This is a genomic window from Brevibacillus borstelensis, assembly GCF_036700025.1.
GTDB classification, from domain to species: domain Bacteria; phylum Bacillota; class Bacilli; order Brevibacillales; family Brevibacillaceae; genus Brevibacillus; species Brevibacillus borstelensis.
On record NZ_CP144922.1, the window covers coordinates 1,378,220 to 1,402,827 of the forward strand.

General features: G+C 53.4%; 26 protein-coding genes. 20 read left to right on the forward strand and 6 right to left on the reverse strand.

Annotated elements, in window-relative coordinates; genetic code table 11:
* Positions 1-13: 13 nt before the first annotated feature.
* Positions 14-1,411 carry a Fe-S cluster assembly protein SufB gene (gene sufB, locus V5G20_RS06350; protein WP_003392396.1) on the forward strand — a complete coding sequence of 466 codons (1,398 nt, stop codon included), beginning with the start codon at positions 14-16 and terminating at the stop codon, positions 1,409-1,411.
* A 323-nt stretch (positions 1,412-1,734) separates the two neighbouring features.
* A complete protein-coding gene (locus V5G20_RS06355) occupies positions 1,735-2,391 on the forward strand; it encodes an SMI1/KNR4 family protein (RefSeq protein ID WP_003392394.1) in 657 nt (218 codons plus the stop codon).
* Between the two features lie 101 nt (positions 2,392-2,492).
* On the opposite strand, the gene V5G20_RS06360 is transcribed toward V5G20_RS06355, so the two are convergent.
* Positions 2,493-3,299, reverse strand: a complete 807-nt coding sequence (locus V5G20_RS06360; protein ID WP_051567328.1) for a putative protein N(5)-glutamine methyltransferase — start codon at positions 3,297-3,299, stop codon at positions 2,493-2,495.
* A 656-nt stretch (positions 3,300-3,955) separates the two neighbouring features.
* Here V5G20_RS06360 and V5G20_RS06365 point away from each other — a divergent pair.
* From V5G20_RS06365 to V5G20_RS06380, 4 genes are all read left to right on the forward strand, one after another.
* Complete coding sequence (locus V5G20_RS06365; RefSeq protein WP_031932738.1) at positions 3,956-4,492, forward strand: suppressor of fused domain protein; 537 nt, start codon at positions 3,956-3,958, stop codon at positions 4,490-4,492.
* 15 nt (positions 4,493-4,507) lie between these two features.
* On the forward strand, positions 4,508-4,963 hold the full coding sequence (locus tag V5G20_RS06370; protein WP_003392387.1) for an NUDIX hydrolase: 456 nt from the start codon (positions 4,508-4,510) through the stop codon (positions 4,961-4,963).
* Between the two features lie 271 nt (positions 4,964-5,234).
* Positions 5,235-5,771, forward strand: a complete 537-nt coding sequence (locus V5G20_RS06375; protein ID WP_024983060.1) for an NfeD family protein — start codon at positions 5,235-5,237, stop codon at positions 5,769-5,771.
* Positions 5,771-7,366 (forward strand): flotillin family protein, encoded by a 1,596-nt coding sequence (locus V5G20_RS06380; RefSeq protein WP_003392382.1) that lies wholly within the window; start codon positions 5,771-5,773, stop codon positions 7,364-7,366. Before V5G20_RS06375 ends, V5G20_RS06380 begins: the two co-directional genes overlap by 1 nt.
* 142 nt (positions 7,367-7,508) lie before the next feature.
* Here V5G20_RS06380 and V5G20_RS06385 read toward each other — a convergent pair whose 3' ends face one another.
* Positions 7,509-7,964 (reverse strand): Mov34/MPN/PAD-1 family protein, encoded by a 456-nt coding sequence (locus V5G20_RS06385; RefSeq protein ID WP_003392381.1) that lies wholly within the window; start codon positions 7,962-7,964, stop codon positions 7,509-7,511.
* 29 nt (positions 7,965-7,993) lie between these two features.
* On the opposite strand from V5G20_RS06385, the gene V5G20_RS06390 reads away from it, so the two are divergent.
* From V5G20_RS06390 to V5G20_RS06415, 6 genes are all read left to right on the forward strand, one after another.
* Positions 7,994-8,845 carry a DUF72 domain-containing protein gene (locus V5G20_RS06390; RefSeq protein ID WP_122958451.1) on the forward strand — a complete coding sequence of 284 codons (852 nt, stop codon included), beginning with the start codon at positions 7,994-7,996 and terminating at the stop codon, positions 8,843-8,845.
* A 54-nt stretch (positions 8,846-8,899) separates the two neighbouring features.
* Complete coding sequence (locus V5G20_RS06395; protein WP_024983062.1) at positions 8,900-9,724, forward strand: sulfite exporter TauE/SafE family protein; 825 nt, start codon at positions 8,900-8,902, stop codon at positions 9,722-9,724.
* A gap of 75 nt (positions 9,725-9,799) precedes the next feature.
* Positions 9,800-11,239 (forward strand): bifunctional metallophosphatase/5'-nucleotidase, encoded by a 1,440-nt coding sequence (locus tag V5G20_RS06400; protein WP_003392378.1) that lies wholly within the window; start codon positions 9,800-9,802, stop codon positions 11,237-11,239.
* A gap of 55 nt (positions 11,240-11,294) precedes the next feature.
* Complete coding sequence (locus V5G20_RS06405; RefSeq protein ID WP_003392377.1) at positions 11,295-11,534, forward strand: DUF6154 family protein; 240 nt, start codon at positions 11,295-11,297, stop codon at positions 11,532-11,534.
* Between the two features lie 78 nt (positions 11,535-11,612).
* The gene (locus V5G20_RS06410) at positions 11,613-11,915 is read left to right on the forward strand and encodes a YunC family protein (protein WP_003392376.1); all 303 of its coding nucleotides are present in this window, start codon (positions 11,613-11,615) and stop codon (positions 11,913-11,915) included.
* Positions 11,916-12,048: 133 nt separating this feature from the next.
* On the forward strand, positions 12,049-13,143 hold the full coding sequence (locus V5G20_RS06415; RefSeq protein ID WP_031932735.1) for an HD-GYP domain-containing protein: 1,095 nt from the start codon (positions 12,049-12,051) through the stop codon (positions 13,141-13,143).
* A 21-nt stretch (positions 13,144-13,164) separates the two neighbouring features.
* Here the strand turns inward: V5G20_RS06415 and corA are convergent, their stop codons facing one another.
* Positions 13,165-14,100 (reverse strand): magnesium/cobalt transporter CorA, encoded by a 936-nt coding sequence (corA, locus tag V5G20_RS06420; protein ID WP_024983064.1) that lies wholly within the window; start codon positions 14,098-14,100, stop codon positions 13,165-13,167.
* Positions 14,057-14,275 carry a hypothetical protein gene (locus tag V5G20_RS06425; protein ID WP_141334135.1) on the reverse strand — a complete coding sequence of 73 codons (219 nt, stop codon included), beginning with the start codon at positions 14,273-14,275 and terminating at the stop codon, positions 14,057-14,059. The genes corA and V5G20_RS06425 overlap by 44 nt, the downstream gene beginning before the upstream one ends.
* 436 nt (positions 14,276-14,711) lie before the next feature.
* Here V5G20_RS06425 and V5G20_RS06430 point away from each other — a divergent pair, with 436 nt between their 5' ends.
* Positions 14,712-16,028 (forward strand): globin-coupled sensor protein, encoded by a 1,317-nt coding sequence (locus V5G20_RS06430; RefSeq protein ID WP_122958452.1) that lies wholly within the window; start codon positions 14,712-14,714, stop codon positions 16,026-16,028.
* Between the two features lie 27 nt (positions 16,029-16,055).
* On the opposite strand, the gene V5G20_RS06435 is transcribed toward V5G20_RS06430, so the two are convergent.
* Positions 16,056-16,553: a Crp/Fnr family transcriptional regulator gene (locus V5G20_RS06435; RefSeq protein ID WP_003392371.1), complete on the reverse strand. Its 498-nt coding sequence runs from the start codon at positions 16,551-16,553 to the stop codon at positions 16,056-16,058.
* An 86-nt stretch (positions 16,554-16,639) separates the two neighbouring features.
* On the reverse strand, positions 16,640-17,170 hold the full coding sequence (locus V5G20_RS06440; protein ID WP_051925515.1) for a cysteine dioxygenase: 531 nt from the start codon (positions 17,168-17,170) through the stop codon (positions 16,640-16,642).
* Positions 17,171-17,514: 344 nt separating this feature from the next.
* On the opposite strand from V5G20_RS06440, the gene V5G20_RS06445 reads away from it, so the two are divergent.
* From V5G20_RS06445 to V5G20_RS06475, 7 genes are all read left to right on the forward strand, one after another.
* A complete protein-coding gene (locus tag V5G20_RS06445) occupies positions 17,515-18,684 on the forward strand; it encodes an MFS transporter (protein ID WP_338463279.1) in 1,170 nt (389 codons plus the stop codon).
* Between the two features lie 191 nt (positions 18,685-18,875).
* Complete coding sequence (locus V5G20_RS06450) at positions 18,876-19,550, forward strand: GntR family transcriptional regulator (RefSeq protein ID WP_003392368.1); 675 nt, start codon at positions 18,876-18,878, stop codon at positions 19,548-19,550.
* Positions 19,551-19,560: 10 nt separating this feature from the next.
* A complete protein-coding gene (locus V5G20_RS06455; RefSeq protein ID WP_003392364.1) occupies positions 19,561-20,763 on the forward strand; it encodes a CaiB/BaiF CoA transferase family protein in 1,203 nt (400 codons plus the stop codon).
* On the forward strand, positions 20,760-21,671 hold the full coding sequence (locus tag V5G20_RS06460; protein ID WP_024983068.1) for a hydroxymethylglutaryl-CoA lyase: 912 nt from the start codon (positions 20,760-20,762) through the stop codon (positions 21,669-21,671). Before V5G20_RS06455 ends, V5G20_RS06460 begins: the two co-directional genes overlap by 4 nt.
* 22 nt (positions 21,672-21,693) lie before the next feature.
* Complete coding sequence (locus V5G20_RS06465) at positions 21,694-22,779, forward strand: DctP family TRAP transporter solute-binding subunit (protein WP_024983069.1); 1,086 nt, start codon at positions 21,694-21,696, stop codon at positions 22,777-22,779.
* Between the two features lie 34 nt (positions 22,780-22,813).
* On the forward strand, positions 22,814-23,320 hold the full coding sequence (locus V5G20_RS06470; RefSeq protein ID WP_003392359.1) for a TRAP transporter small permease: 507 nt from the start codon (positions 22,814-22,816) through the stop codon (positions 23,318-23,320).
* The gene (locus tag V5G20_RS06475; protein WP_003392358.1) at positions 23,320-24,594 is read left to right on the forward strand and encodes a TRAP transporter large permease; all 1,275 of its coding nucleotides are present in this window, start codon (positions 23,320-23,322) and stop codon (positions 24,592-24,594) included. The genes V5G20_RS06470 and V5G20_RS06475 overlap by 1 nt, the downstream gene beginning before the upstream one ends.
* Positions 24,595-24,608: the final 14 nt, after the last annotated feature.

Genomic DNA, 24,608 nt, shown 5'->3' on the forward strand with positions numbered 1-24,608 from the left:
GGAGTGAAATCACATGGCGAAAAAAGCCCCGGAAATACAGGAATACCAGTACGGCTTTCACGACAAGGACGTCTCCATTTTCCGTACCAAGAAGGGTCTGACTCGCGAGATCGTGGAGGAAATCTCCCGCATCAAGGAAGAACCGGAATGGATGCTGGAATTCCGCCTGAAATCACTGGAAATTTTTGAAAAGCTGCCCATGCCGAAATGGGGCGGCGATCTGGACGACCTCAACTTTGACGAAATCACCTACTACGTGAAGCCGTCTGAAAAAGCGGGCCGCAGTTGGGATGAAGTACCGGAAGAAATCAAAGCTACCTTCGACAAGCTGGGTATTCCGGAAGCCGAGCAGAAGTTCCTGGCCGGCGTATCCGCCCAGTACGAATCCGAAGTTGTGTACCACAACATGCAGGAAGACCTGGAAAAACTGGGTGTTCTCTTCTGCGACATGGATTCTGCCGTGAAGCTGTACCCTGACATCGTGAAGGAGTACTTCGCGACAGTCATCCCGCCGGCGGACAACAAGTTCGCGGCGCTGAACTCTGCTGTATGGTCCGGCGGTTCCTTCATCTACGTGCCAAAAGGCGTCAAGGTAGAAACGCCGCTGCAAGCGTACTTCCGCATCAACTCGGAGAACATGGGTCAGTTCGAGCGCACGCTGATCATTGTCGATGAGGATGCGTTCGTGCACTACGTAGAGGGGTGTACCGCACCGATCTACAGCACAGACTCCCTGCACTCCGCAGTCGTGGAAATCATCGTCAAGGAACGCGCTCGCTGCCGTTACACGACCATCCAAAACTGGTCCAACAACGTGTACAACCTCGTGACCAAACGTGCGGTTGCATACGCTGACGCCAACATGGAGTGGATCGACGGCAACATCGGTTCCAAGCTGACGATGAAATACCCTGCGGTGATCATGAAAGGACCGCGTGCCAAAGGTACCGTTCTTTCTATCGCCGTAGCAGGCAAAGGACAGCATCAGGACGCAGGTGCGAAAATGATCCACCTGGCTCCGGACTGCACATCCACGATTATTTCCAAGTCCATCTCTCGCGATGGCGGAAAAGTAACGTATCGCGGACTGGCTCAGTTCGGCCGCAAGTCGGAAGGCTCCAAGTCGAACATCAAATGCGATACGCTGATTCTGGATAAACTGTCCACCTCGGACACGATTCCATACAACGAAATCATGAACGACAACATCACGCTTGAGCACGAGGCGACGGTTTCCAAGGTATCGGAAGACCAGCTCTTCTACCTGATGAGCCGCGGCCTGTCCGAAGCCGAAGCGACTGAAATGATCGTCATGGGCTTCATCGAGCCGTTTACAAAAGAACTGCCGATGGAATACGCTGTCGAGATGAACCGACTGATCAAGTTCGAGATGGAAGGTTCTATCGGTTAACGCTTGCACCACAAGGGTTTCCGGCTTCCGAAACGGGCTTTGCCCCCATTTAGCCCATATTTGGTTTTGGACGCATTGCTCATATAGTGCGAGTGAATCGTCTTCAATCTTCTTTGTAACAAACAGATACGTGTCCATTGCGACCTCACGCTTGCGTGCCTGGTTGCGTGGGCACGTATTTTTGTTTGCACCATCCTCACGTTCCAGATGAAGAGCGATAAAAAATGAACCATTAGTTTTTTAGGGATTTACTTTTTTAAACAATTGGATGATACAATAGATGGAAGCGAGTCTCAGTACAGACGGAGGGACAGTATGTAAAGATGAACTACGATGTTCTCATGAGTCGAATTTATACATTTGGAGACCGAATTAAATCCTTGAATGGCGAGGTTTACGAGATCATTAAAAAACAACCCGCTTCGGATAAACAGATCAAGGATATTGAAGAGCAATTACATGTTTGCTTGCCGGGAAGTTTCAAAAAAGTTCTTTTGGAATTTTCAGCCCGATTCCGTTTCAGATGGTTTCTCCCTGATGAAATTGCATTACCGGAAAAGTTTAGAGGAATATTTTCCGGAGATATGCATTGGGATCTGTCTAAATTAGTTGAGTTAGAACAGGACAGACTAGAGTGGATAAGAGTGGTATTTCCTGACCCACATGATCCTTATGATGCTGTATGGCATGACAAGCTGTCTTTTTATGATGTAGGGAATGGTGATTTTCTTGCCTTTGACCTAAGCCAGGGGGAAGATCCTCCAATTGTTTATCTAAGCCATGATGGATGCACGAGTCATGGCTGCATACTTGCAAATAACTTCATTGACTTGCTTGATAGATGGTCACAACTTGGCTTTGTCGGAGGGGAAGATTGGCAGTGGATGCCATTTACTTCAGATGCAAAGAGCGGGATACTTCCAAACAGTACACAAGGGATTGAGTTTAGAAAGTTTTTGAACTTGAAACAACAAAATTGAACCTTCTTGGAACTTCCTTACCTTCAAACCCTGTCCAGAATAATAGGAATGTACAAGCAGCCCTCCAGCGGTTCTATCGACGGAGGGCTGCTTCTGTGTATTCAAATCGTTAGGACAGGCCTGGTTCCGATGACCACAGTGGCATCCAGCTCCTCGGAGCTAGCTACCTGCGGTATCAGTCCGCTTTGAGAGAAGATCTCGACAGTCAACGGAGCCTGGCGCTGACTGGTTTCGACCAGCAGATGGCCGCCCGGTGCCAGCCAGAGGGGCGCTGCGCCCGCTACACGCCGCTGGATGTCAAGCCCGTCTGTACCTCCGTCGAGGGCCAGCAATGCCTCGTGCATACGGGCCTCTGGGGGTAGCCGTCTGATCGCCTCGGTGGGGACGTAAGGCGCGTTGGCGACCAGGACGTCGATACGTCCCCGGAGGTTGCCTGGGAGAGGTTCGAAGAGGTCTCCTTCGTATACATGGCCGCCAGCGGCGGTGACGTTGCGGAGTGCGCACCGGACCGCGACGGGGTCGATGTCTGAAGCGTACAGCTCGATTCGTTCCGAGGCTGCGGCCAAAGCGGCTGCCACCGCACCGGAGCCGCAGCACAGGTCAACGACGACAGCTTCCGGACGGACGAGCGCAGCGGCCTGATGAACGAGAAACTCGGTGCGGCGGCGGGGTACGAAGACTCCCGGGTCTACGGCGATCCGCAGGCCGCAGAACTCTGCCCAGCCGATGACATGTTCGAGGGGCAAGCCGGCCGCCCGCCGATCTACCATGGCGGCGAGCGACGCCGGCGTTTGCGCTGCAGAGAGGAGCATCCGGGCTTCCTCTTCAGCAAATACACACCCCGCGGCCCGAAGCTTCGTAACGGCCATGGCATACATGGAACTGTCGGGGAAGAGAGCACTGTTCATCCATGGACCCGAGTCTGGCAGCAGTCTTGCTTCGTCTACATTTTGTAAAGACTCACTCTTCCCGCTTGTTTTTCTTTTCTTGCCCGATGACGCTTTTTTTGAGTCCAAATAGGTACCCCATTCCTGACTTGTTATTGTTATATAATGGTTTGTTCCAAAGTCTAACAGTTTCGTTTCAACGATAAAACAATATTTTTTATATTCGCTACTCTTTTAGCCTTTATGAAGCTTACCAACGTAAGAATTTGTTTAAGCCGATACAGCAAACCAGGGAATTCTCAAAATGGTTTCATGCGGGTTTCTGGTTGTCACGGTTTCACTCAATGAATGTCCGATGCATATCATAGATGTGGGATCATCCGGGCATCATATTGGAAGGCTGTTAAACACGCAAGCAATTGCGTTTGGAAGAGGCTATGGGCCTCGAAGCTATGTTATAATGTAAAAGGGCCTGCAAGTAAAAGTCTGGCTATATCAAGAAATTCTACAAGCAAACAGACATGCTTTTGGTACAAACAGTCACGTCTTGCCAAGAGGTCCCGCCTGGTGCAGCATTTGCTGACCGGGTGGGTTCTTTCCATTGGAAAGAAAGCCTGGGCTTGTCTTGTAACAGATGAAGTCATCATTTTACGACTAAAAAGAACGGGGACGCACATATGTTGGTGGCAAGGCAACTGTACGACCACTGCTCCCGCTTGTTTGGCAGTGACGGAGAGCTCTATTATACGGAAAAGGCGGATACTTTGCTTGCCGTGTTTCCGCCTACGCGCGAGCGCGGCTGGTGGACATACACTACGCTGGAGCTGCACAGGAGTGGAGGAGTCGAGTGCATGCTCTACTCGTACCATTTTGATGGCGCTTTCATTTCGCACTTGGGTCGGGTCGCCGCCGAGGTCGCACGCCGCTGGGAAGAAACAGGCAGAGGACTTGCAAACGGGGATGTTTTCGCACTCGGCAAGCCGATCCAAAAGGGCTCGAGTCTGCAGTTTGTCCTCGCTACCCCCGCTGATTTTGAAGTAGAGGGGTTTGATCTCTTTACCAATGGCAGCGATGTAGTCTGGTTCAAAATGCTGCACGCGATATCCGGGTCGGAGGCAGAGTTTTTGAGCCGCGAAGGCTTGGCAGCTTTGGAGAGACAGTTTGCGGATGCTGAGGTCAACTCTCTGGATGTCATGCGTCCCCCTGTCATGTAAAGGGAGCGAGCAAAAATGAACGAAATTCGTATGCGGGTCACCGTCGTGGTGGAGCATCAGGGTGAGATTTTGGTGATCAAGGAAAAATGCTCAGGCCATCCCTGCTACAATTTGCCTGGAGGGGTCGTCGATTATCTCGAAACAATCCCGGATGCCACTCGCCGGGAAGTGTGGGAGGAAACCGGTTTGCTAGTCGAGTTTGACCGGATGCTATGGGTGGACGAGAGAATTGATGGCACCGGCAACGGGAAGCACACCATTGGCATTGGGGTGCTGGCCAGGCTGATCGGGGAGGACCAGACGCCAATCCCGGGAGGACTAGAGGATGAAGAGATTGAATGGGCGGGCTGGGTTCCGCTGGAGGAGTTCCGCTCCCTGCCGCTGTTCCATCCAGGCCGCCGCGAACAGGTGATACAGGCTTTGACAGAAACCGGCTATATGCCTCGCTATCTTGGCAATATGCTTTCATAGAAACAGCGGTCCTGTTTTGCAGCAGGGCCGCTGTTTCATGACAAGACAAGAATCCGAATGCCATTTGGTCCGTCTTTCTTACTAGAGGGAGTAGAGCGGAACGATGCATATACATACGTGGATTTTCCTTCCAGCGAGTGCGCCGTAAATGCCCCAGGCGACAGTGATCCTTCGGAATCGGCACCGCCCGACAAAAACATTCACCATTTTGAAACATTTTCCGTCCTGGTTCGTATGAAAAATAGAGACATAAATGGAAAGGGGGGACAGGATGGATACGTGGGACATCATTTATCTTGTCTGCATGGGTACGGGACTTCTGTATACGTTGATAACGCTCTTTTTCGGGGATACCGTTTCGGACTTGCTAGGTCAAATCGATCTCCCGGTGCTGCAGCCGATTCTTTTGGTCAGCGCCTTGACAGCATTTGGAGCCAGCGGCTTTTTATTGACCCGGTTTACTGCCTTTTCACAATGGTTCGTCTTTGCGATAGCTGTAGCGATTGGGCTAATGCTGGCTGCTGCCGCTTACTTTGTCTGGGTCAAACCGATGGAAAATGCGGAGAGCTCGATCGGCTATTCGATGAAACAACTGGAAGGCATGGTAGGCGAGGTGTTGACGAGCATACCGGCTGAAGGGCTGGGTGAAGTATTGATTACCATGGTCGGCGGCACGACCAATCACATGGCGGCCAGCATCGACCGTGAAGCCATTCGCGAGGGAACGCGCGTCGTGGTCATAGATGTCCGGGATCACGTTCTGTATGTCACTCCCTTTCAAAATCCAATGGAAAAGGAGAGCGTGTGATGAGTATGATGGATTCGACCTTTTTCGTACCAGTCGTCGCTGTCGTCGCCGTCTTTGTCGTCTTGGGAATCGCATTCTGGGCCCGCTACAAGACAGTCGGCGCAGATGAGGCGATGATCGTGACGGGAAGCTTTTTGGGCAGCAAAAACGTCATGAGCGATGAAACCGGACGCAAAATGAAAATCGTCCGCGGCGGCGGCGCCTTTATTTTGCCAATATTCCAGCAAGCCAATTTCCTCAGCCTGCTGTCGCACAAGCTGGATGTATCCACGCCCGAGGTGTACACGGAGCAGGGCGTTCCGGTCATGGCCGACGGTGTGGCTATTATCAAGGTAGGCGGCTCGATTGAGGATATCGCTACGGCGGCCGAGCAGTTCATGGGCAAAACGGATGACGCCCTCAAGTCAGAGGCGCAGGAAGTCCTGGAAGGCTATTTGCGGGCCATCCTGGGCAGTATGACGGTAGAAGAAATCTACAAGAACAGGGAGCGCTTCGCCCAAGAGGTGCAAGCCGTTGCCGCGAAAGACCTGAAAAAAATGGGCCTCTCCGTGGTCAGCTTTACGATCAAGGATGTCCGCGATAAAAACGGTTACCTGGCAGCGCTGGGGATTCCCCAGATTGCCGCTGTGAAGCGGGACGCGACGATCTCGCAGGCGGAGGCGGACAAGGAAGCGCGGATTCGTCAGGCACAGGCCGAGCAGGAGGCGCGCAAGGCAGAGCTGTTGAAAGAGACGCACATCGCCGAGTCGGAAAAAGAAAAGGAACTGAAAATCGCTGCGTTCAAGCAAGAGCAGGACAAGGCGAAAGCTTCCGCTGACCAAGCCTACAAGCTCCAGGAGGCAGTCGCCAAGCAGCAGGTAACGGAAGAGGAAATGAAGATCGAGATCGTCCGAAAGCAAAAAGAGATCGAGCTGGAAGAGAAGGAAATTCTGCGCCGCGAGCGTCAGTACGATGCCGAGGTCAAGAAAAAGGCGGATGCCGACCGCTATGCTGTAGAGCAGGCGGCAGAAGCGGAAAAAGCGAAGAAAATCCGCGAGGCGGACGCGCTCAAGTACCGCATCGAGGCAGAGGCAAAGGCACAGGCCGAGCAGAAGCGTCTGGAAGGGCTTGCGATTGCCGAAGCCGAGAAGGCGCGAGGAAGTGCGGAAGCGGAAGTAACCCGCCTGAAGCTGGAAGCAGAGGCAGAAGGGAAACAGAAGCTGGCGGAAGCATTCGAGAAATTCGGCCACGCCGCTGTCCTCGACATTATCGCCAAGATGCTGCCAGAGCTGGCAGGCAAGATTGCCGAGCCGATGAAAGCGATCGACAAGGTAACGATCGTCGATGCCGGCGGAGGCCAGGGAGACGGCGTCAACCGCCTGAGCGGAAACGTCACCAAGCTGATGGCCCAACTGCCGGAAATGCTCAAGGACGTCTCCGGTGTAGATATGAATAAGATCATCTCCAGCTTCATGAAAGCAGATCAGACCGGCGGATACGCTCCGCCCGTGCAGACTGCGAAAAAAGTTCCTGTAGGCGAGGATACGAGCTCGATTGCGACAATCGCTCCACCCGATGCTGTCAGCCAAGCACAAAGTCCGGGACAAGAGAAATAGCCTGATTTCTACATAAGCAGGATGGAGTATGGTTTTGAGCTGACCAGGCTGGACCAGACCGGACTAAACCAGAACAGACCAGACCGGACAAAACCAGACACAAAACCAGACACAAAACCAGACACAAAACCAGACCGGAAGCTTAAAGTAGAGGCGAATCATAAAGCTGGAAAGTACGCTCCAAAAAGGACCCGCCCTCCCACTGGTAGAGCCTCAGTTCGGGGTCATCACCCGCCAATCCCAGTATCCAATAGCCCAATTGGGGGTAATGCCAGCCGCGGTGATCGGCCGCGGAGGGTACAGGCGGGGCAGTCGGGTGACTGTGCAGGACTCCGAGCCATTGCAGCTCTCGCTGTCTGATGATCTGCAGCGCCTGGAAAAAAGCGGAGCCGTCCCATCTGAAGGCATCGGTGGTGTGATGGGCGGAGGGCATCGGGATATGGCCGGTAATACTGGCTTTATGGCCCACCAACAGAGCAGAATACTCCAGAGGGAACGTCTCCTTGGCTTCGGCCAGGAGGCGTTTCGCTACTTTTCGGTCCAGACATGTTTTGGTATGCTTAAACCCAAAGGGTTCGCCTAGCAGGTCGGGAAACATAGAATATACCTCCTGGAGGTTGTCTATCCATGAATACGATTCATGTGGGAGTGTGCGGCTGGGGAGACCATTACGATCTGTATACCCAGGGAGTGCGCAATCAGGACAAGCTCTCCGTCTACGCAGGTCATTTTCCTATCGTGGAATTGGACAGCTCCTTTTACGCCATTTTACCACAGACTCACTATCAAACATGGGTGCGCGAGACACCCAAGTCATTTGGTTTTATCGTCAAGCCTTATCAAGCGATGACCGGTCATCAGCGAGGCGAAGCTCCGGCAGACCGGCGGGAGCTGTTTCGCCAGTTTGAGGAAAGCATTCAGCCATTGGTAGAAGCGGGCAAACTAAAGACGCTTCTGTTTCAGTTTCCGCCTTGGTTTGACTGCACACGTGAGCATGTTCAATACCTCCGGGCTTGCCGTCAGACGATGGCCGCTTATCCGGTTGCTGTCGAGTTTCGTCACCAGAGCTGGTTTGAACCCCGTTTTCGGGAAAAGACACTGGAGCTGCTGAGGAATCTCGATGCGACACACGTCTTGTGCGACGAGCCGCAAGCGGGGAAAGGCTCTGTTCCTATCGTAGAGGCGGTGACCAATCCGTCCCTGGCTCTGGTGCGCTTCCATGGGCGGAACGTCTCGGGATGGGGTGATCCGGGCGAGGGACAGAAATGGCGAGATGTCCGCTACCTCTACAAGTACTCGGAGGAAGAGCTTGCCGAGTGGGTCCCGCGCATTCGCAGAGTAGCAGAGGAAGCGCAGGAAGTATGCATCCTGTTTAACAACAACTCCGGCGGAGACGCAGTGGGGAACGCCAAGCAGTTTATGAAAATGCTGGGTGTCGACCCTGTCGGTCTTAATCCCCGCCAATTGGAGCTCTTCTGACCCGTTCCGGGAAGGACGGGGAGGCGGAGTCTAGATCAGAGAGAAGGGTAGCACATGATTTATGCTTTGGCAGGCATGTTTCTCATTATCGGCCTGTTCGCTGGAGTCGTCGGCAGCATCGCCGGTTTGGGCGGAGGCATGTTTTTCGTCCCGGCGTTGCTTTATCTCGGCAACGTATATGCACCAGGTTCTGTCAGCCCGCAGATGGCGGCAGGTACGTCATTGATCGTGATTGGAGTGACGGCCCTGTCCTCCTCCGTTTCTTATATCAAACAGAAAAGAGCGGATATCCAAACCGCGCTGCTCTTTTTTTTGGGCAGTGCTCCCGGTGCTATTGTCGGTGTCTATCTTAATACATTACTACCAATAAAGGCATTTTCACTGTTGTTTGGCTTGTTTCAGCTCAGCATGTTTGCCTTGATGATGGTAAAGGACAAACTGAAGCCGCGCAGCGTGAACTGGGATGTCCGGCGGCGATTTGTCGATGCGGAAGGCGTGGAGTACGAATACGGCTACAATCGCTGGCTTGCCGTTTTTGTCGCTTTTTTGGTCGGGATCGTCTCCTCGCTGTTTGGCGTAGGCGGAGGGATTTTGATGGTGCCGGCGATGATGATCCTGTTTCGATTTCCGCCCCATATTGCCGCTGCCACGTCCATGCTGGTTATCTTTTTCTCCGCAATGGTCGGGTCGGCGACAAATATCCTGCATGACCATGTGAACTGGTTGTACGCGGCGATGCTGGCTCCGGGTGCATGGGCAGGAGGCAAGCTGGGGGTACTGGCGGCTAACCGGATGAAAGGGCAGACGATCGTGCTGGTGCTCCGCATCTTGATTTTGGGCATGGCGATTCAGATGATCGGGGAAGCGGTGACGAAGTAAATCGGGCTTGCAGGAAACCCAACGCAATAGACGTCATAGCGGAAAAGATACCAGAGAGAAAAGGGAGGGAAAGTCGTGGCGGACACCTGTACCTTGCATATTTTGCACACCAATGACGTGCACAGCCATTTTTCCAGCATGTCCCGCATTGCCACTTGTCTGCGGCAAAACAGACAGAGGTGGGAAGCGCTGGGAGAGCATGTATTGACAGTAGACATCGGCGATCACGCTGACCGGATGGATGTGAAGACAGAAGCCACATGGGGACGGGCCAATGTAGAAGTGCTGAACCACAGCGGCTATGAGTATGTGACGATAGGAAACAACGAGGGAATCACCTTTCCGAAAGAAAGACTGGATGCTCTCTATGAGCAGGCGACCTTTACAGTTGTACTGGGAAACCTGATCGATCCGGCAACCGGCAGGATACCGCCTTGGGCGGCCTCGCATGCCGTTCATGAGTGGGACGATCTCCGTGTCGGCATTTTGGGTGTCACGGCGTCCTTTCCCCCGTTTTACAAGCTGCTCGGCTGGGAATCCAAAGAGCCTCTCGAGCATTTGCGGGAGCAAGTGGCAGCCTTGCGTCCGAATGTAGACGTTATCGTTCTGCTGTCTCATCTGGGCTATCCCGACGACTGCAGGCTGGCCCGAGAGCTTCAGGGAGTGGACGTCATTTTGGGAGCCCACACTCATCATCAGTTGGAGCGGGGCGAACACATCAACGGCACACTGGTGGCGCAAACAGGCGTGTTTGGCCGCCACGTCGGACATGTGCGGCTGGTGTGGGACAGAGTGGCGAAACGAGTGCGAGAGGCATCTGCAGAGCTGCTTGTTTCCAGCGAGTATCCGTCTGAACCGGTATTAGACGCCCTCTTAGCCAAAAAACAGGAGGCGGCAGAAAAACGGCTCGATCAGACGGCGGTTGAGCTTTCGGTCAACCTGAATATCTCCTGGACGGAAGAAACGGCGTTCGGCTCGATTCTGGCCGCATCACTGCGAAAATGGACACAAGCAGAGGTGGGCCTGGCCAACAACGGCCTTTTGCTCGCTCCTTTGAAAAATGGAAGGGTGAGCTATCGGGATTTGCTTCACTGCGTACCCCACCCGATCAACCCGTGCGCTGTTTCGATAACCGGCGAGCAGCTTTACAAAGTGCTGCAGCAGTCGATCCAGCCGCAGACCGTGAATCGGGAGCTGCGGGGATTCGGCTTCCGCGGCAAGGTGACGGGATGGATGGGAATAGACGGTCTCCACGTATGGTATGAAACGGGGGACAGCCCGCGAATTTCAAGGGTCGAGGTCAACGGAGAAGCGCTGGATGCCGGACGCACCTATCGCGTAGGTACCATCGATATGTTCATGTTTAATCGAATGTTTCCCGAACTGGCGGAAGGGGCCGATGTCCGTTTTTACCTCCCGGAAATGCTTCGGGAAATCCTGGCCCAAACATTGGCTGATACGGAGCTGATTGCCGCGGCTCTCCAGCCTCGCTGGCTCCCCCTGGCGCCTTCCTGACGAAAAGCAGGCCGTGGAATAGGGCATGCTAACAGGGAAAAGGAGGGGGCAGCCCATGCGGTTTATCGATGAAGTATACGAGATGTACAAAGGGCACTTCAACGGCGACGAGGAAGACATCGTTGCGATTATCGTAGGTATTCTGGACGAACAATCCCATCAGGATCTCATCAAGCTTGTGACGGAGATGGACGAAGAAGAGCTGTTTCATATGCTGGCCACCTACATGATTGAAGTCATGAAGCGAAAGGTAGCGATGGATGACGAGCGTCCGCCCGTCTCTCTGATCCACTGATGACTGACACCTTCCGGCCAGCAATATCATAGGATGGTAGCGCGCCTACGTGAAGCTGAAAAGAAGGAGGAACTCACGATGATTGAGGTACAGCCTGTTCATTTTGCCGAAGGAACTGCCATCGCTGTTACGGTTCGCCTGCCGAAGACCACTCTGCTGGCGGTTACGACGGATAAAGGATATATCATGTGCGGAGCCCTGGATGTGGGTCTGTTGAATGAAAAGCTGGCTAGCAGGGAAATTATTGCGGGCCGAGCGGTCGGTGTCAAAACGATCGAAGAATTGCTGGACGCTCCGCTGGAGTCAGTCACTCTCACTGCCGAGAAGCTTGGCATTGCCGCCGGAACGATTGGGCGGGATGCGGTACGAAAAATGTTTTAAGAAGAAAAACGCCTTTGTCCTGGGGACGAGGCGTTTTTTCGACAAAATACAACAAAATCAGGAAAAAGAAATGTAGAAGAATCTTGAATCGCGGTATAATAGGGGTACTTTGAAAGAAAGGCGAAGAATGGAAATGAGATTACTCTCTATTCATAAATGTCAGCCTGGTGTCACGCTGGCTCGCTCTGTCTACGCGGAGAACGGAACCATCCTGGTAGGCGCAGGAGTAAGCCTGACACAGCGCATGATCAATCGGCTGATCAATATGAACATCACCAATGTATACATACAGGACAAACGGACAGAGGATATTGTAGTAGAGGCGCCCGTTTCGGAAGAGACACGGCGGGAAGCAATGGGGCTAATCAACGAGACATTCCGCGCTTCCCACCAAAGTCCCCAGAAATGGCAGCAAATGTTTTCAGACAGGCAGTTTGGCAGGCAAATCAGGCAGGTACTTGCGACAGTCGCAGATGAACTGAAGGGCAAGGACTCCGCCATGAACCTGCTGGCTGATGCCTGCGCGTTCGACCATTACATTTTCGCGCATTCATTTAATGTGATGCTCTATTCTACAGCCTTGGCCCTGAAATCCGATTTTGGGGAGAGAGAAGTGCTGGATATCGGCGTGGGAGGCATACTCCACGATATCGGAAAAATGTCGATTCCCGATGAAATTCTGAAGAAACCGGGACGCCTGACCGATGATGAATTTCAAACAATGAAAAAGCACACAGAAATAGGCTTTGAAATGCTGCGGCGCCAGGATGACATTCCGCTGTTGGCGGCACATTGCGCTTTTCAGCATCACGAAAGAATAAATGGGACAGGCTATCCACGCGGGCTGAAGGGAGACGAGATCCATCCCTACGCGCAACTGATGGCGGTCTGCGACGTTTTTGACGCGCTGACGACCCATCGCGTCTATAGACCGCCCATGCTGCCCCACGAGGCGATGGAGCTTTTGTACACAGGTGTCGAGACACTGTACGCCAAAGAATATGTCGAAAGACTTCGCGATACGATTGCGCTTTACCCGCTGGGATTGACGGTCGTGTTAAATACAGGTGAGTCTGGCGTTGTCGTGGACTACAACAAGGGGACACCGAGCAGACCGATCGTTCGCATCTTGTACGATGAGAGCGGAAGTCCCGTAGCAAATCCGTATGAATACGATTTATCCAAACGGCTCCACCTGATGATCGTCTCCTGCGACGGGCTGTTTTAGCGTCCGTGCCCGCCCGTACCGTTAGAGCCATTCCTTCTTTTTGAAGATCAGGTACATGACGATTCCCAGAGAAGCCATAAAGGCCAAAACGATATAATAGCCATGCGGAGATTTCAGCTCGGGCATATACTCGAAATTCATGCCGTATATTCCGGTCACAATCGTGAGCGGCATGAAAATTGTGGTCAATGCTGTAAAAATCCGCATGATATCATTGGCACGGCCAGCTACCGAAGAATGATAGGCTTCACGAAGGTTGCCGATCAGCTCCCGGAACGTTTCGAAGCTCTCCACGATTTTTACTGCGTTTTCCAGGATGTCTCCAAAATACTTCCGCAGTTTGCGGTCGATCAACGGCAGATCTTTTTTGTGCAGAGCATCGATCAGATCCCGCTGCGGCAAGAGCATTTTACGTGCATACAACACTTCACTCCGCAGTCCGATAATCTGGTGGAGCTGCGCCTTTTTTGCATTCACCAGGATTTCTTCCTCCAGCTTTTCGATCAAGTCCTCGATTTTCTCCACGACCTCAAAAAAACTCTCTACAATTTGATCCACCAGATGATAAAGAAAGGCATCCGGCCGGTTGACCTCTTCTTCTCTGATAATTTGCAGCACCCGCGGGTAAAGGCCGGTGTCGTGCTTTGCAACGGTGATGATATAGTGACCGCCGAGAAACAGATTGACCTCGCGCAAAAAAATATCCTGGTTCCCAAATTCCACACTGTTGATCACGATGAAGTAATGGTCCTCGTACACTTCCAGCTTCGGGCGCTGCTCCTCCTCGTCGATGCAGTCCTCGATCGCCAAGTCGTGCAGGCCAAAGAGGTGCTGCAGCACATCGAGGTCAAACAGCGAGGCATCGATCCAATAAAAGCCGTTTCTCGGCGGGAACTGGGTCTGTTCAATATCGTCAATCAGGGTGATCATTCCGTTTTGGACGAGACGAATCTTCATACGCCATACTCCTGCCAGGAATTGATGTATCGCTGCTTGCGCCAGACCGGACTTTTTGTCCTGCCTGTCTGTTCACACGCGGAAATACGTGGTGGATCAGAAAATCACAGGCCGAGCGCAGAGCCGACTCGCTCGGGGAGCGACGGTTTGGGTGCTCCGGGGTAGATCGTTTCATGGCGACGCCCTCCTCATCCAAAGGTTGTTTAGACCAAAGTATGAGGCTGCGTTTGTCCGTTAGCCCTGTTTCCAACAAGAAGGGGAGCAGATGAGTTTTCAGTGAAGCCGCTGAGAGAGCGTCTGTCCGGGCCGCTACATGGAATAGTGTGCCTCAGTTACCGGCTTTTGTTGCACGATGGGTTTTAAGTCTTCCTGAGTAGAGATTTTCGCTCTATTTTTTGAAAGCGTTAACATTGTGGACTGGTTTGGGATACAATGGTAGGGGTACGGCCGCACAAGAGAGGGAAGGAAGTCCTTGTTCGCTTGCGGAAAACGGTAAAATTTCTCGTCGTGCTGGGCATTTTTATCTAGGGAGGGCATACCAAACTGGAAAAAATTATAGTATAGTTACTGTAAATACAGTGAAAACGAAAGATTCCAAAGGAGACCATACAATGAGCAAGTGCCCGTTTTCCAGCTGGTTTGGCTTAAAAAAAAGCAAGCAGACGGAATCCTTTTTCCACGGCAAGATGGAAACAGGAGAAGTGATAATTGAATCAAAGTCTGAGCTGTTAAAGCAATTATCCTTGATTGATCTGACTGAGGATGATCTGGCCGCGGTAAAAATGCTGCAACCGCTCGTTGTTCAAAATATTGGCGATATTGTAAATTGTTTCTACGAAAACCTGGAAAAAGAGCCGTCTTTGATGGCTATCATTGATAAGAACAGTACGATTGAAAGATTGAAGGGAACGCTGACCCGGCATATCACGGAGATGTTCAGCGGAAAGATTGATCACAGCTATATTGAACAGCGCAGCCGAATCGCGGTCATGCATTTGAAGATCGGTCTGGAGCCGAAATGGTATATGTGCGCCTTTCAAAACCTGCTTGTATCCTTAATCAATCTTTTGGAGCGGGAAATCGCGGACAAGCGTGAATGTATCCGTGCGATTACCGTTGTCACGAAGATTTTAAACATTGAGCAGCAAATCGTGTTGGAGGAGTACGAAAACAAGCATGAACAAATAAGGCAGGAGGCCCAACGCAAGAAGGACGAGCTGCGGGTCGTCCTCTCCAACTCCGCCCATGAGCTGGCGGCAGTTTCCGAGGAGACGAGCGCATCCGTGCATCAATTGACCGAGCAGTCGCGGGAGGTGCTGCGTTATGCGGAGAACGGAACCGGTTTCTCCAACAAGGCTCAGCACCTCTCTGATGAGGGCAAGCAGAAGCTGGAAAATCAGCAGCAGCAAATGAAGCTGATCCAGCAAAGCGCTGAGCAGATCGCGTCGGAAATGCGGACACTGGAGGAGATCTCGGAGAAAATTCGCGGGATTGTAGATGTGGTCACGGCGATTGCCGAGCAGACAAACCTGCTGGCCTTGAATGCTGCGATTGAAGCAGCCCGTGCCGGAGAGCAGGGCCGCGGCTTTGCCGTCGTCGCCGGGGAAGTGAGAAAGCTGGCTGAACAGACGAAGCAGTCGGTGTCGGGCGTGACCGAGCTGATCGAAAAAACGAATGCGCAGACGGCCAGCCTGTCTGCTGTCGTGGCCGAAGTACGAGAGCTGGTTGCGTCTAGTACGACGATGACCAGCGAGACCAACCGGTTTTTCGATGAAATTCGCAGTGCTGTCACAGACAGCAAAGAGCAGAGCAGCCGGATCCAGCGAGAGCTTGAGAACTTTTTCCACGTGATGGAAGAGATGAACCATGCCGTTTCACAGGTAGCGATTTCCGCTGATCAGTTGTCGGAAATCACGGAAAATCTGTAGGAAACAAGCACACCTTTGCGGGTGTGCTTATGTTTGTTTCCGCAGTAACCGGTTGACGGTCTCCCTGCGCAAACCGAGGAATTGACCGATTTCTTCCTGGGTCAGCAGATCGGTAATCGGGTAATTTCCAATATATTTGCCAAACCACTCTGTCATCAGAGCCAGCTTCTCCTTTGGAGAAGAGGCAGTGAGCTGGTCCATGCGCTGTTGGGTAAACCGCAGCTTCGATTGGAGCTGGAGGGCAATCTCCCTGTATTTGTATGGGTCTTCCTCCAGGGACCGGTACCATTCAGCCGGAGTAATCACATCGACTTCACAGCTCATCAGGGCAACGGCAGTGCCATGGTACTCTTTTGCCGTCAACAAGGAATGGTGAGGTATAGTTTCTCCGGGCAAGATCAGGTTAAAAAGAAAGGGCGATCCGTCCTCTTGCAGGCGAACCACTTTCAAAAGGCCGGTCCGGAGATGAAACAGCGGCCCCGTCTCTCCCTGCCGAAAAAGAACGTCACCTTTGTTTAGTTTCACGCAAATCACTCCCTCCCCCCACCATACCACTTCGAAGCGGATCTAGTAAAATGTTTGCTTGATGAAAAGAAAAAGCTGCCCCACAGTCAGGGGGCAGCGCCTTTTCCGGTGCTCTCCGTTTCAGGCAGAAGACAGTCAGGCGAGATGCGATACTCTTTGCAGCCAGACAGTGGCGGCGAATAGACGTTCAAAGAGATGACCGGAGTCTGTCCGCCGTTGCGGATGGCGTGTATCTGTCCTTTTTCAATAAAGTACACTTGTCCAGATGCAACAGACATTGTTTCCTGTACGCTGACGTAAGCGGGGGCGCGGGAAGAGCCGGGGATGACGGAATGATTGATATTCATCAATTCACCCTGGAGCACGTATTCCCACCCAAACGACGAACCGTGGTCGTGAGGGGCGGACTCGTGGCCGGGCGGAAGGTAAATGAGAACGATTTCAACATCGTTCGTGCGAAAGAGGACTTCTCTGCCGTAAGGAAGTCCGTCGGAGGACGGCATGCAGGAAGCGAATGCGTCCGCACTGAGCGGGAGGCGGGACAAAACCTCCTTTATTTCACTGGGGGTTGGCTCAGTCAGTATAGCAAAGGCGTTACGAATTTCCTCTACAATCATTTGCATCCTCCAAAGCGTAGTTTTTCTCGCTTATCTGTATGTGTAAAATCGGGAAGGTGTGAAGGGAGACGACAAAATGTTTTTGCTGTTTTTACGTTTTGGCGTTGGAGAAGAGAGCAAACAGGTATATCATGAAAGAGAGACACAAATCGTGTCCATGCAGACGTTTGGGGAGGACGCCCCTGTCAAACAGTGATTTCTCTTTTCCAGCAAAGCAATGATGGATCAAGACCCGTGTATAAGGCAAAGGAGGCTTGCGCATGTCAACTGCCATAATCAGTGTACAAACGCCCTGAACAGGGGCGTAGGAGCTGAACCGTCTGACCGATCAGGGGGTTTAGCAGATGAAAACAAGAAAGTGGTACGTGTATGTAAATGCCTTGTCCGACCTTGGGTCGCGTATGGATTTAATCGCGTTTTCCGCGTTGATTTTTACTTTTGAAAATAGTGCGATGTGGCTGACCGCTTTTTTTCTTGCCAGACAAGTGGGAGGCCTTCTGTTCAGTCTGGCGGCGGGGGTAGTGGCCGACCGCTTTGACCGGCGAAAGGCAATGATTGCAAGTGATCTCGGCTCGGGCCTGGCGATCGCGGCTGTCGTCCTCTTTCCGCATCCGTATACGGTGGTGGCTGCCGCGTTTCTAAAAGGCATCCTGTTCAGCGTATTCCAGATCAGCTTTCGGGCATCGATGCCGAAGCTGTTTCCGGGAGAAGGGCTGGCTGCTGTGAACGGATTGATTGTACGGCTGGAGGCAGTGGCAGGAATGATCGGATTTGTCCTCGGCGGGGTGGCCAGCGACTTGTTCGGGCATATATGGGTCATCGGGTTTGACGCCGCCACGTTTTTTGCTTCTGCGCTTGTCTTGGTGCGGCTGCGGTGGGACAGTTATCCGGCAGCGGCCAGACACAAGCGGCAGCGTGTTTCCTGGATAAAGGACCTGCAGGAAAGCTGGTCATATCTGCGGCAAAACGATGTCTTGCTTGCGGTGATAATCCTGTCTTTCTTCTGGACCGTCAGCGTGGCGGCGTACAACTATGGCCTTCCGCTGCTCGCTGAAATGTCGGTCCGATCCCACGCTTCTTTTCACGGATTGATGTGGTCGCTCTTGAGTGTCGGCACACTCGTCGGGGCGTGGCTGGCGCCGCGTCTTGGCTGGAAGGAGTTTTCGGCACTGAACATCTCGTTGCTCGCGATGGCCATAGTCATCTCGCTCGCCTTTGCCGGGTGGCATCAGCTGATCATCCTGCTGCTGCTAACCGTGACCGGTGTGCTGGAGGGATGGCGGGAGGTGTTTCAGAGGACGATCGTGCAACAGGCGGACAATACGGTTCGCGGGCGTGCCTTGGGGATGCAGACACTGCTGACGCGTGGAGGGTTTTTTCTCGGCTTTTTGCTGTCCCCGATGATTTTTCAGGCTTATGGCCTGGTTGCCATGGTTGCCGTTTCGCAGGCGGTGCTGCTGCTCGCGGTATCGGGTACGTACTTGTTTGCTCGAAAAAAGACAGGCCAGGGGTAAGGCTGGTCGCATGATAAAAAACGCTCGCGGGCTGTTGATTCGCCTGTGAGCGTTTTTCTGCTGGGAAAGAGTAACATTCCGTTTCATATGCTGAACAAACATAATTGACACTCTTTTTGCAATTGTATTACTATTTTAAAAACATCTTTGTATACAGAATACAGTTTTCATGTTTGGGGTGGGTTGAGCTTATGGCCAAAATGATCAAGCGGAGTGAGACACTCCAGTCCCAGGTGTACGAGTATTTGCGGGAACAGATACTGTTTGGCGGCCTAGCCCCGGGTCAGCGACTGATTGAAGAGAGGATTTGCGAAGAAACTGGCGTGAGCCGGAGCCCGATTCGAGAAGCAATCCGCCGTCTGGAAAAGGACGGCTTAGTTATCGTTCAGGCGCAGGGAGGCGTAACCGTCTACCAGCCCACTCCGGACGACTTTACTCATCTGTATGAGTGCCGTCTGAGTCTGGAGCCGACCGCAGCCATGTTTGCTGCCGAACGCAGGACTGAGGCGGAGGTAAGAGAGCTTCGGGACCTTTTGGAACGGATGAAGGAACTGAACTACCCCAGTGACTCTCGGCGCACGCACGAGTTGAACTTCACGTTTCACCAGCGCATTTCGGAAGCGAGCAAGAATCCGTACCTGACAAAAATCATGAATGAACTGAAAGTGTTGATCTCGTTTTACCGCAATGCCATCCTGGAGGTTCACCCTCGCCGGCCGGAAACGGTCATCTCCGAGCATCAGGCCATCGTAGAGGCGATTGCCCGGCAGGATGGAGAAGAAGCCAAAGCGAGAATGACAGAGCACATCACACGCGATTTTGAGCTGTGCATGGAAGCCGATCGAAAACAAGCAGATGATCAATGAGGAGGGGCCAATGACTACGACGAAGCCGCTGCAAGGCGTGCGTGTCCTGGAGCTGGGAACGCTTGTGGCCGCACCGTTTGCCGGTAAAATTTTCGCTGAATTCGGCGCGGAAGTAATCAAGGTGGAAACCCCGGAAAAGGGCGATCCCTTGCGCAACTGGCGGACGATGCACAAAGACACGTCTGTCTGGTGGTATGTGCAGGCACGCAACAAAAAATCAATCACAGTAGACATGCGCATGGAGGAAGGGCAGGAGATTATTCGCTCCCTGGCCCGGGAAGTGGACATCATCATTGAGAACTTCAGACCCGGAACGCTGGAGAAGTGGGGGATCGGGTACGATGTCCTCAGCGAACTGAATCCCGGCTTGATCATGGTGCGGATTTCAGGCTATGGCCAAACGGGTCCCTACCGCAACAAACCCGGATTTGGAAGCGTGGCTGAAGCCATCGGCGGCCTGCGCTATCTGACCGGCTACCCCGAACTGCCGCCAGTGCGAGTCGGTGTCGCCATCGGCGATTTGACCGCGGGGCTGTACGCCGTGATTGGCGGGATGATGGCCTTGCACGCGCGAGACAGGTCACCTGAGAAAAAGGGACAGATGGTTGATGTGGCGTTGTATGAAGCCGTTTTCAGCCTGCTCGAGGGCGTCCTGCCGGAATACGACTTGAAAGGGCTCGTCCGCGAAAGAACAGGGAGCACGCTCCCGGGAATCGCGCCGTCCAACACGTATTTGTGCGCTGACGGGAAATACATCGTGATCGGAGCAAACGGCGACAGCATTTTCAAACGGCTGATGCATGCGATCGGACGAAGCGATGTGGCGGAAAATCCGCGCTATGCGAACAATCAGGGACGGGCGGAAGACGTCGCCTACATCGATCAGGTGATCGAGGAGTGGACAAAGCAGCATACGCTCAAGGAAGCACAGCGGTTGCTGGACGAGGCTGCTGTTCCCGTCGGACCGATCTACAGCATCGAGGAGATCGTCCAGGACGAGCATTATCGGGAGCGCGGGATGGTCGAAGAAATTGATTTGCCCGACGGTGAAAAGGTGCTCTTTCCCGGCGTAGTGCCGAAGCTTTCCGAAACACCCGGTACCCATGAGTGGGTAGGGCCTTCTCTGGGAGAGCACAACGAGGAGATTTTCGAAAAGCTGCTCCAGCTGGACCCGGCCGTATTGGCCATGCTGAAGGAGAAGAGAGCGATATGACGAGAGATGTAACCATTCTGGAGGTAGGGCCGCGAGACGGATTGCAGAATGAGGCGGGGTTTATTCCTACGGAGAAAAAGCAGCAGTTGATTCGCATGCTGGCCGACGCTGGTCTGACAAGGATTGAAGCCACTTCGTTTGTCCATCCCAAGCGGGTACCGCAGATGGCGGATGCCGAAGAGGTCGCGAGGTCGCTGGCTGACATTCCGCATGTTTCGTTCAGCGCTCTCGTTCCCAACCGGAAAGGGTACGAACGGGCAGCCGGCTACGCACTGGGCGAGATCAACTGGGTGACTTCGGCAAGTCCGGCCTTTAACAAAGCGAATATCAACCAGACGATTGAGGAGAACCTGGAGGCGTTCCGCGAGCTGGTCCCGTTGGCTGGTGAATCGGGACGCTTGCTCAGGTTTTCCATTGCGACCAGCTTCGGCTGTCCGTTTGCTGGCAGAGTGGACCCGGATGTCGTGGTGCGGCTCGCCGAGCTGGCGCTTGATGCGGGCGCAGGAGAGATCAGCATCGCTGACACCATCGGCATCGCCGTCCCGGATGAAGTATTCTCGCTCTGTGATCGCCTGGTCAAAGCGGTGGGCTCTGAGCGATTGTCCCTGCATCTTCACGACACCCGCGGCCTGGCCTTGACCAATACGTATGCGGCATATACCGCAGGCATCCGGACGTTTGAGACGGCTGCAGGGGGCTTGGGAGGCTGTCCGTTTGCGCCCGGAGCTGCGGGCAATGTAGCGACGGAAGACGTCGTGTATATGTTTGAGAGGATGAAGGTAAAGACAGGTATTGAATTTTCAAAACTTTTAGACGCTTCGGAGTACGCCGTCAGCCTCTCGATGAGAATGCCGCTCGGGCGCATCCGTCTCGTAGAAAAGAAAGAGCAATCGACGATTGGCTTTTAAATAAAAGAGGAGGGTTTCGACCATGAAAAAGAAATGGATAGGAGTACTGACGGCAATCAGTTTGCTGGGAGGACTGCTGGCAGGCTGTGGAGGAGCCCCTGCGCAAAGCGGGGCCGGAGGCAGCGGAAGCGCTCCTGCAGCGAACAGCTCGCAAGGCGGCACGGCGGCGGCTACAGACGAATACCAGGAAGCGACGATTCGTCTGGCTTACAACCTGCCGCAGGATCACCATATTTCCAAGGGAATCGAGGAGTTTGCCAAAAAAGTAACCGAGCGCTCCGGCGGCAAGGTAAAAGTGCAGGTGTATCCTGCCGGCCAATTGCTCTCTGACAAAGAAATGAACCAGGCCATTTTGACAGGCGGCGTGGAAATGGGCGTCAACTCCACGACGCTGTGGGCATCTGTGGTTCCGGCAATGGGACTGTTCGACGTTCCGTTTGCGCTTCCGACCTCGTACGAATTGGCGGGGAAAGCGCTGTCCGGATCGGTCGGCGAGAAGCTGAACGCGGAAATGGAGAAGAAGGGTGCCAAGGTATTGCTGTTTGCGGACTATGGGTACGCGCAATTTGCAAACAGTGCACGTCCGTTGACCAAGCCGGAAGACTTCCAGGGTCTGAAGATTCGCAGTATCGGCCATATTCCGTCCGTGATGATCCAGGCGTATGGCGCGGCACCGGTCTTTATGGGAGCAGGCGAGGTTTACATGGCTCTGCAGCGCAAGACAATCGACGGTGCGACCTCTGGTACGACAGCGATGGTTCAGCGGAAATACGATGAGGTATCCAAATATTTAACCGTCGTCAACTACGCTTATCTGGAGTTCGTACTTGCCGTCAACAAGAAGTACTGGGATGCTTTGCCGCCAAAAACTCAGGAGCTGCTAACCACTACAGCCAAAGAGACGGAAGACTGGATTCGCCAGCAGGCTGAAGCAGAAGACAAGAAAACCGCCGACGAGTTAAAGCAAAAAGGAATGGAAGTCTACGTTGTGCCAGAGGCGGAACTTCCTGCGTGGAAGGAAGCGGCCAAGCCAGCCTGGGACGAGTACCTGAAAACTGCCGGCGACTTGGGCAAAGAACTGCTGGGAGATCTGCAAAACATCAAGTAAAGCCTGAGGCGAGGAGCAAAGAGGGGACGTTTTCATGAAATTTTTTCAAGTGTTGTATGGCTGGATCGACAGTTTGATCAAGTTCGGCGGAGTGATCGCCGGTATCTTTATCGTATTGGCAACGGGGATGACCTTTTACGAGATCGTCTCCCGCTCTCTTTTTAACGCGCCGACGATTTGGGCAACCGAGCTTACCATTTATGCAATCATGGGAAGCTGCTTCATCGGAGCGGCTTACGCGGTTCGGGTGGACGCCCATATCAAGGTGGACCTGCTGCTGCACAACGTATCTGCGTCCGTGCGCCGCTGGATGCTGATCGCATCGGCCCTGATCGGTCTTTTGTTCAGCCTGGTGTTTTGCTATTTGAGCTGGGAGCATGTCCAACAGTCGATGGAGCTGGGATTCACCTCCGCTTCCCTGCTTCAAATCCCGATGTACATTCCGGAAATGCTGCTGCCCATCGGCGGCGTGCTGCTCGGTCTCGCCTTCCTCTTGCAACTGGTTGACTACATTCGCGGACAGGAAGGAGGCGAGGCGTAATGGGATTGTTTTTTGCGGGAGGAATGGCCTCGCTGATGCTGGTAGGGGTGCCGGTCGCCTTCACTCTCGCGGTACTGGCGGCAATCGGCATGTACTGGTTCAACGGAGGGGCTCTCGGGCTTTCTCAAGTCCCTATCATTGCCTACAAGGCATTGGATGATTTTACGATGAGCGCCTTGCCGATGTACGTGCTGATGAGTCAAATTCTTTTGTTCAGCGGAGTCGGCAAGGAGCTGTATGAGATGGCAAGCCGCTGGCTGCGTCATTTGCCCGGGGGCTTGGCCCTGGCGACGCTGGTGTGCTGCGGAATTTTTGCTGCGATCTCCGGCTCCAGCGTAGCGACTGCGGTCACGATCGGGATGGTGGCGATCCCCGAGATGACGGCGCGCGGGTATGACAAAAAGGCGGTGCTTGGCCTGCTCGCTGCGGGAGGAACCTTGGGTATCCTGATTCCGCCGAGCGTGCCGATGATCATTTACGGCTCAGTCACTGGCGAATCTGTCGGAAAGCTGTTCATCGCCGGTGTCCTTCCGGGGATCTTGCTGCTGCTGATCTTCATGGGATACGCCTCCTGGAAAATGCGGCACATCAAGGAGGCGCCAGCGACCTGGGCAGAGCGCTGGCAAGGGACACGCAAAGCGATATGGGGGCTGATGATGCCGGTACTGATCATCGGCGGCATCTACTCCGGTATCTTTACCCCGACAGAAGCCGCTGCTGCCGGTGTCGTCTTCAGCGCACTCGTAGCCGGACTCGTGTATCGCAGCCTGTCCTGGGACAACATCAAGAAAATATTGCTCTCGACGGTGGCAACCAATGCGATGATTTTGTTTATCATCGTGGGGGCGATGCTGTTCGGCTTTATCCTGACATCGCTGCAAATCCCGCAGGCCATGACCGAAATGGCGACAAGCCTGCCTGTTTCCAAATGGGTCGTCTTCATTCTCATCAATATCCTGCTGCTCGTTCTGGGCTGCTTTTTGGAGACGGTATCCATTCTCGTCATTACGCTGCCGATCCTGTATCCGATCATCACAGCGCTGGGATTCGACCCGATCTGGTTTGCCATCATCATGGTCGTCAACATGGAGCTGGCGTTGATTACGCCGCCGGTCGGACTCAACCTGTTCGTGCTCAAAGGCGTAGACCCGTCGTCGCCGATATCCACAATCGTTCGGGGCGCCGCGCCGTATGCGGTTATCATGGTTTTGTTCATTGTGCTGCTCGCTGTCTTCCCGTGGCTGTCGCTCGGGTTTATCGACGGCGTGAAATAGAACGAGCAGAAATC